Origin of the sequence: Paenibacillus sp. 2RAB27 (assembly GCF_052115445.1) — a bacterium.
In the GTDB taxonomy this organism is placed as follows: Bacteria; Bacillota; Bacilli; order Paenibacillales; family NBRC-103111; genus Paenibacillus_E.
The window spans coordinates 1-2,479 of sequence record NZ_JBFRGR010000088.1 but is presented as its reverse complement, the minus strand read 5'-3'; the positions used below and the strand labels follow the sequence as shown (position 1 = coordinate 2,479).

At 38.9% G+C, this 2,479-nt stretch carries 4 protein-coding genes; 2 read left to right on the top strand and 2 right to left on the bottom strand.

All coding sequences use genetic code 11. The annotated features are described in order from the left end of the window. Positions 1-205 precede the first annotated feature (205 nt). Entirely contained in the window at positions 206-373 is a 168-nt protein-coding gene (locus AB4114_RS35685) for a hypothetical protein (protein WP_441992665.1), read from the bottom strand. 512 nt (positions 374-885) lie between these two features. On the opposite strand from AB4114_RS35685, the gene AB4114_RS35680 reads away from it, so the two are divergent. Both AB4114_RS35680 and AB4114_RS35675 read left to right on the top strand, forming a co-directional pair. After that, on the top strand, positions 886-1,296 hold the full coding sequence (locus AB4114_RS35680; RefSeq protein ID WP_441992664.1) for a MerR family transcriptional regulator: 411 nt from the start codon (positions 886-888) through the stop codon (positions 1,294-1,296). Between the two features lies 1 nt (position 1,297). Next, a complete protein-coding gene (locus AB4114_RS35675; RefSeq protein WP_441992666.1) occupies positions 1,298-2,059 on the top strand; it encodes an SDR family oxidoreductase in 762 nt (253 codons plus the stop codon). Positions 2,060-2,276: 217 nt separating this feature from the next. Here AB4114_RS35675 and AB4114_RS35670 read toward each other — a convergent pair. Further along, positions 2,277-2,479 (bottom strand): Dabb family protein (locus tag AB4114_RS35670; RefSeq protein ID WP_441992663.1); only part of this gene is annotated, 203 nt, incomplete at its 5' end.

Sequence of the window (2,479 nt, the reverse complement as noted above, 5' to 3'; positions counted from 1 at the left end):
ACCAAACAGCGATTGGTTTAAAGATTCTTCTGCAACTTCGAAATTCATATAATCTTCCCAACCAACCGCACAACAAAGCTTTATATATTCTGATATCGTTGGAACTCTTTTTAGAATTAAAAGATTATTTTCCATAATAACTCTCCTTTCGTTGGAAAAAGAACACATTTGAGTATTCGACGAAACCATTGAAGAAGCCTGCACTTTAGTTCAATAACAAATCAAGTAGGGGACCCATTTGCATGGCTCCCCCCTTATCGAACCGCACGTGCCCTACTAAGGCATACGGCTCACCAACGTGATTCAACTTGCAATCAATTTGCAGCATTTCTTTCTTTGGGCACACTGTATCTTTCGAACGCGTTCTGAGCATACCCAGCACCTTCACCTGATAAGCCATTGCTATTCGTCTGGTTCATTGGATAGCATTTTTTTCTTAGGCTTCCCGTTCACTTCGCACAGTCGCCGACTTAACCTGCCGTGCGTGCTTCAACTCTAAGGTGTAAATTCCTTCAGCAAAGAGGGTCTGATAGCCGGTAATAATATATGGAGGAATCCAAAAAGATAAAATCAAAACAGCAAGAATTTTGATCCCCTGCCGTTTTTTTAAAGACATCCTTAATTTCATAAGGCCGCATAAGAATAGGATGCTCGATAAGATGCCCACATAATATAAAACCGAATGACTGCGAGACCACGGAGATAAACCTAAATTTAAAAAAAGTTTCTCACCAAATGGAGTCACATCAGGGTACTTCCAAGAAAGTACCGGCAAGCAAATTTTTTTAGCCTTCGACAAACTAAAATTTTTTCGTTGACTTAAACCATGGTTTAAGTCGTATCATATTCCTGTCGACATGAAATATAAAATTTGGAGGCCTCCAGATGAAGTATTATTCAATTAGCGAAGTTTCAGCCAAACTCGATATTCCAGAATCAACGATACGTTATTATGAAAAAAAAGGACTACTACCAAAAGTTGAGCGTGATGAAGCTGGGAGGCGGTTATTTTCAGAAGATCAAATTACGTTCCTTGGAATCATTATTTATCTAAAAAACACGCATATGCCAATAAGTGTAATCAAACAATATGTTGATTGGGTAGTAGAGGGAGATAGTACCACTGAATTGCGACTTGAAATGATGAAGAATCACAAGCAAGTTGTACTAGCTGAAATTTCACTAATGCAAGAAGCCTTAAAAGGAATTGACGTAAAAATTACACGTTATACAAAGTATACTCAGGAAAGAAAAGAAGCAAGAGAAGATGAAAAAATATTGGAAAAGAGGAATTAGAATGAAACTTTCAGGAAATACAATACTTATTACAGGCGGAAGTACTGGAATAGGATTAGCTTTTGCAGAGCGTTTTATCAAAGCTGGAAATAAAGTCATTGTTTGTGGACGACGTGAAGATGTACTTCAAAATGCAAAAGAAAAATCCCCTAACCTTATTACTCGTATAAGTAATTTGGATATTGAATCCGAGCGTGTAGCATTATTTGATTGGGTAACAGCGAACTATCCAGAAGTGAATGTGTTAGTTAACAATGCTGGGATCCAACAACGCTTTAATGTGTTAAAAGGGGATGCGAAGAACAATTGGAGTTATTTCAGTAAAGAAATCACAACCAACCTTGAAGCACCTTTCCATCTCTCTATGATGTTCGCTCCATTTTTTGCAACAAAAGAAGAGGCGACTATCATCAACGTGACATCTGGGTTAGCTTTTACACCGTTTGCGATTGCTCCGATTTATTCAGCATCAAAAGCGGCGCTTCATTCATTTACAATGAGTCTAAGACACCAACTTTCTGAAACGTCTGTAGAAGTAATTGAAGTTGCTCCTCCAGCAGTGAATACAAATTTAGGTGGAGCGGGGGTGCATACCCAAGGAGAACCATTAGATGCCTTCGCAGATGGAATTTTCAAAGGATTAGAAGAGGGTGAAAAGGAAATTGGATATGGTACTTCTGTGAATCGCTTACGCATGTCACGAGATGAAGTAGATGTATACGTGGAAAATCTGTATAAGGCCACGAAAAACCTAATTGAATAACTACGCTTACGAAAAAGCTGCTACCATTGTGTAGGTTTTTCCCGAAATTTTATCAAAATGGCAGTTGTTTTGACTTCGCGTTGGCATATAAAAAAGCAAAACTCGCCGTAGTGTTGGCGAGTTTTGCTTTTTTATAGTTACCCATTCCTAATTCAACTAAACTATCCGTTAGCGCAACGAGGCTGCCGATCTATACCGGTAGCCTCGTATTGGTTGCTTAAACCAAWGGGTAATCAACTACAATAACATTTTCCAGTATACCATCCAGCGATTTAACAAATTCCTGATGAACGGGATGCGGACCATATGAACGCAGCGACGCRAGGTCTTCAAACGTTACCCGTAATCCGAGAGTATAGCCCTTAATATTTTCCGTTTCTTCAGTTACGTTGATGCCTGCACTTATATCAAATATCCCGG